The 5,063-nt window shown below is 38.5% G+C and carries 4 protein-coding genes; 2 read left to right on the top strand and 2 right to left on the bottom strand.

Features of this window, described 5'->3' with window-relative positions:
• Nucleotides 1-1,143: aldehyde dehydrogenase (NADP(+)) (locus AAC037_RS19570; RefSeq protein WP_339904983.1), on the bottom strand; the 1,143-nt coding region annotated here is incomplete at its 3' end.
• Between the two features lie 151 nt (nucleotides 1,144-1,294).
• Nucleotides 1,295-2,548 carry a dipeptidase gene (locus tag AAC037_RS19565; protein WP_339904981.1) on the bottom strand — a complete coding sequence of 418 codons (1,254 nt, stop codon included), beginning with the start codon at nucleotides 2,546-2,548 and terminating at the stop codon, nucleotides 1,295-1,297.
• 162 nt (nucleotides 2,549-2,710) lie between these two features.
• Here AAC037_RS19565 and AAC037_RS19560 point away from each other — a divergent pair, with 162 nt between their 5' ends.
• Both AAC037_RS19560 and AAC037_RS19555 read left to right on the top strand, forming a co-directional pair.
• Nucleotides 2,711-3,607, top strand: coding sequence for an ATP-binding protein (locus tag AAC037_RS19560; protein ID WP_339904979.1), 897 nt, complete (start codon nucleotides 2,711-2,713; stop codon nucleotides 3,605-3,607).
• Between the two features lie 189 nt (nucleotides 3,608-3,796).
• Nucleotides 3,797-4,801: an acyl-ACP desaturase gene (locus tag AAC037_RS19555; protein ID WP_339904977.1), complete on the top strand. Its 1,005-nt coding sequence runs from the start codon at nucleotides 3,797-3,799 to the stop codon at nucleotides 4,799-4,801.
• Nucleotides 4,802-5,063: the final 262 nt, after the last annotated feature.

The raw sequence follows: 5,063 nt of genomic DNA, 5'->3' as shown, positions 1-5,063 counted from the left end.
GGTACATGTAAGCTGACCTTTTAATTGTACAGCTACTTTTTCTAACTCTGCTATTGAATCATATACAACCATAATGGCAAATGGACCAAAAACTTCCTCCTGAAAGGCTTCTTCATTTAACCAATCACTCACTTTAACTTTGGCTAGAGATGGATTCCCTATTAACAACTGATTGGCTTCTGTGGTTAGTAGCCATTCAAGTTTTTCTGAGGTAGCGAGGTTTTTTAATGCCTCGTGGTAAGTTTTACAGATCCCTTCATGAAGCATAGGGGCTCCGGCAACCGCTTTTAACTGACTTAACACAAGATTTGAAAATGCTTCTTCATGTGCTTTCGGAACAAATACTAGTCCCGGATTGGTGCAAAATTGCCCAACTCCTAATACCAAAGAGTTGGCGTAAGCAGTTGCTGCCGACTCAAGGTTTTCACTTAAATAGTCCTCGAGTGCAAATATAGGATTAACACTCCCCATCTCGGCATACACAGGAATGGGGATTTCTCTATTGTTACAGGTATCGAATAGTGCTTTTCCTCCTTTAAAGGACCCTGTAAATGCTATTGCTTTGGCTAAGGGATTAGCTGCCAATTCCTGACCTGTATCAATTCCTCCTTCTATATGTTGAAAAGTTCCTTCAGGCATTTGGCAAATACCAACAGCTGCTTGAATGGCTTTGGCCACCATTCTTGATGTTTCAGGATGCGCAGGATGAGCCTTGTACAATACAGGACAGCCCGAAGCCAAAGCTGAGATGGTATCCCCACCGGCTGTGGAAAAAGCCAGTGGAAAATTGCTCGCTCCAAATACCACTACTGGCCCCAAAGGCCTAAGCATCCTACGAATATCTGGTTTTGGTACGGGTTTTCTTTCAGAATCTTCATGATCAATTACCGCCTCAACCCAGCTCCCTTCTTTGACCAAGCCGGCAAATAACCTGATTTGCCCTACTGTCCTTCCAAGCTCTCCTGTAATTCGCCCTTCAGGAAGATTTGATTCTTTTGCTGCAGTAGGAATCAGGGTTTCTTTTAAAAGCTCAATTTGTTTGGCTATTTCTTCTAAAAAAGTGGCTCTCTCTCGGCTACTCTTTTGCTTTAATTGCAAAAAAGCTTGCTGAGCATCTTGAAAACTATTGGCTATCTTACTCATATGTTATTTTCTATTTTTTCTTTTCAAAAGACCTATACAAAGGATCTTACAAAATTTTACAGTTAGTGAAGTTAACAGATATTCATTATACAAACAACTTAATCAAATACCAGGCTAGACCGGCGAAAGGATTGCTTGAATTTGATATTTATCAATGCTTCTTTGAATAATTGATCACCTCATCCCAAACAAGAAAGATATTTTTGTAGCAAATTTTCTCTATATCCTCCTTGGTGTAACCTCTTTTTAATAGCTCAGCAATTAAATTGGGGTACATGGATACATCTTTAAGCCCTGTGGGTAAGGTGTCCCCAACTCCATCAAAATCTGATCCAAAGCCAATATGATCAATCCCCACTATCTCCCGCACATGATCTATGTGATCAGCTACATGGCTTACAGATGGATAAGGATCATTTTCATTGTTATATTTTTCAATATAAGCCATTGCCTCAGAGTCACCTTTATCATAATTGTTTTCCTTCAGCCAGGTCGCTATATGCTCCCTTACTTTTCTATTGTTTTCACCAAATGCCCCATCGATAAAGTCTCCTCCAAAATTTATCATAATAATTCCGCCATTCTGACCCAATTTGAAAATCATTTGATCATCCATATTCCTTTCAAACCCAGGTGTAAAATGTCGTGCAGAGGAATGAGAAGCAATCACAGGTACCTTTGAAATATCAATAACATCATAAAAGGTATCATCCGAGACATGAGATATATCTACCATTATACCCAATTGATTCATTTTCTTGACCACCTCCACACCAAAAGCGCTCAAGCCTCCATGGGTATAGGTGGTGTCATAAGAAGAGTCCCCAATTAAATTATCCTTTCCATGGGTCAATGTAATGTAACGGATGCCCTGATCATAAAAGTAGTCTAGGTTTTGAAGTTTCCCTTCAAGTGGAGCACCATTTTCCATTCCTAGGGGAAGAGATATCTTTCCGGCCTCGAAATTACTGCGGATATCTGCCGGGCTATAGGCCATTGCAAATTTTTCCGGCCAGTTTTCTGCAATTTTTTTAGTCATAAGGATAAGCGAGTCAGCCAATAATTTAGCCTCTCCACTTCCTTGATACTTGGTGGAAATATAAATAGACATAAAAGGAGCATCCAGTCCACCAGCTTTGGAGCGTGGATAATCAAAATCCCCTGTTTTGGTACTTTCCGATACATTCAAAATGTCTCCTTCAGGTTTATACCCTTGGTGATGCATTCTATATGGCAAATCTACATGTCCATCAACAATAATGGTATTCTGCGCCATCTCTCTTGCGATTTGTCCCCTTTCTTCGTCAGAAAGCTGTTGATAATCTATTAATGAAGTATTGGAAGACGTACAAGATACAGACATAACCAATAGCACATAAAACAAACAAGAAATCAATATTTTCATAGAATGATGAATAAAGGTTAATAGCATAATTTTTGCTCAAGATTAGCTAAAGGTAAGGATCAAAGATCTTTTTACTAAATACAAAAACGTTCATTTTTTAATGAACATTAAGTTTTCACCAAAAAATTATCGAAATTTGAAGTTCAACCAAAAACCACAACAATGAAATCAGTTAACAATTCATTAATCTACAGTTTAGTTTTAAGTATACTCATCTTTTCGAGCTGTGGCTCTAAAAACACGAGTACTGAAAATACAGAGACAAGTCAGGAAGAAGTGGTGGAACAAGAAGTTACAGCCTCTTTGGAAAAGGTTTGGGAAACCTCTGCGGATCTTACCACCAATGAGTCTGCCCACTATGAAGAAAGTGATGGTATGATATATGTGGCCAATATAGAAGGAGGACCTGCTGAAAAAGATGGTGTAGGTTCAATATCAAAATTGAATACCAATGGAGAAATCGTTGAAAGGAATTGGGTCAGCGGCTTAAATGCACCTAAAGGAATGACTGTTATGGGCAATTACCTTTATGTAACTGATGTAGACAGGCTTTTAGAAATAGAGCTGGCCACAGGTAAAATCAATAAGTCCTACGAAGTAGACAATGCAGTATTCTTAAACGATGCTGACACAGACGGGGAGCGAGTATATTTCACTGATATGAAAGCCAACAAAATCTTGTATTTGGAAAATGGTGAAATAAAAACATTTGCAGAAAATCAGCCTAATATTAATGGGTTACGTATAGGTAATGGCAACACCCTCTACGGCCTAGATGCAGATGGGTTTAAAAAGTACAGTAGTGATGGAAGTTTTGAAATCCTCAACAATACGGTTACCGGAGGTGATGGTTTAATTGTTTTGGATGAAAACACATTCATTGCAAGCAAATGGGGTGGTGAGATTTACCTAATCAAAGATGGTGAGGCGGTAAAACTACTGGATACCACTGCAGAGGAATCCAATACAGCTGACATAGGCTATATCCCTGCAGACAATTTAGTCATTGTCCCAACCTTTTTTAAGGATAAAGTTGTTGCTTATAAGCTTTCTTACTAATGATTGAACAATTGTTTTTGATGAAAGTGAATGAATATCCCGGTGCATTCGTTATATTATAGAATGATATTTCAGATTTAAACCCATAAAAAGGTTAAGGTTTGCCGGTATTGTTAGTTAAATTGAAGATAGGTGTTAATATTTGGGAAAATACCAATAAATTGGCATCATAATGCGAAAGCCTAATTTATGAAGAAGTCAGATAATATTAATTACGAACTTGAAAAAAATGCAGAAGTCATCAGCCAGCTGAATGATTTTGTAACAGAGACTGTTGGAACCACACTTATGGACCCGGATGATTGTTGGCAACCAACTGATTTCCTTCCGGATATGACACAACCTGACGCCATAGATCAGGTAAAAACACTAAGGGAGAGAGCAGCTGTTATTCCAGACACTATCATCACTTCTCTAATTGGCAATATGATTACGGAAGAAGCTTTACCGAGTTACCAAACGTATTTCAATATGCTAGAAGGGGTAAATGAAGAAGGATCCCTCACCTCTGACAAAGGTTGGGTTCAATGGACCAAAGCTTGGACAGCGGAAGAAAACCGACATGGAGACTTGTTAAATAAATACTTATACCTATCAGGTAGAGCTGATATGAGGCAGGTTGAACAAACCATTCATCGGTTGATTTACAATGGCTTTGACCCAAGGTCTGAAAAAGACCCTTACCAAGCAATTGTCTACACCTCCTTCCAGGAAAGGGCTACCAAGATCTCCCATGTTAATACAGGAAAACTTGCCGACAAAGCAGGAGATCATGTATTAGGGAAAATATGTAAACAAATTGCAGGCGATGAAGCTCGACATGAAAAAGCATACAAAAGTTTCATGTCCGAGATAATGAAAATTGATCCTAATGGAGCCATTCTTGCCTTTGAAAAAATGATGAGGAAACAAATTGTTATGCCCGCAGTATTGATGGCCAAAGGTGGCAACAATCCTTCTTTATTCGATCAATTTTCTGCAATAACCCAGAAAGTTGGCATATATACAGGCTGGGATTATGCTCGGATAATCGACCATTTGGTACAACTTTGGAATATTGAAACAGCTACCGGACTCAATGACGTGGCCGCCAAGGCCCAAGAATATTTATCCGGATTATCTTCCAGGTACATGAGGCTGGCAGATCGGATGAAAACTCCTGACGAAATCAGTCTCGCGTGGATAAGTAAATAAAAGGGCTAAAAAAATATTTAAAAAATGCCCTTTTAAAGAATTAAGTAAAACGGAAGTTTAAAAAGTTGCTTAATCACCCATGACAAAGATACTCAATGCGCAAACGTCAAAAAATACCCCAAATGGGGTATTTTTTTTGCATTTATGCCTGAAGCAGCACTATCGGAAAGCTTGTAATTGAATGTTAACCACCTATTTGGAGCATAGAAGAGCAGATTTAGCTAAATCCATAAGGAAAAACCGATTAATAAATTGTTTAAAT

This window comes from uncultured Cyclobacterium sp. (genome assembly GCF_963976465.1).
Lineage (GTDB): Bacteria > Bacteroidota > Bacteroidia > Cytophagales > Cyclobacteriaceae > Cyclobacterium.
The sequence above is the reverse complement of the archived record's forward strand: the minus strand, read 5'-3'. Positions and strand labels throughout refer to the sequence as shown.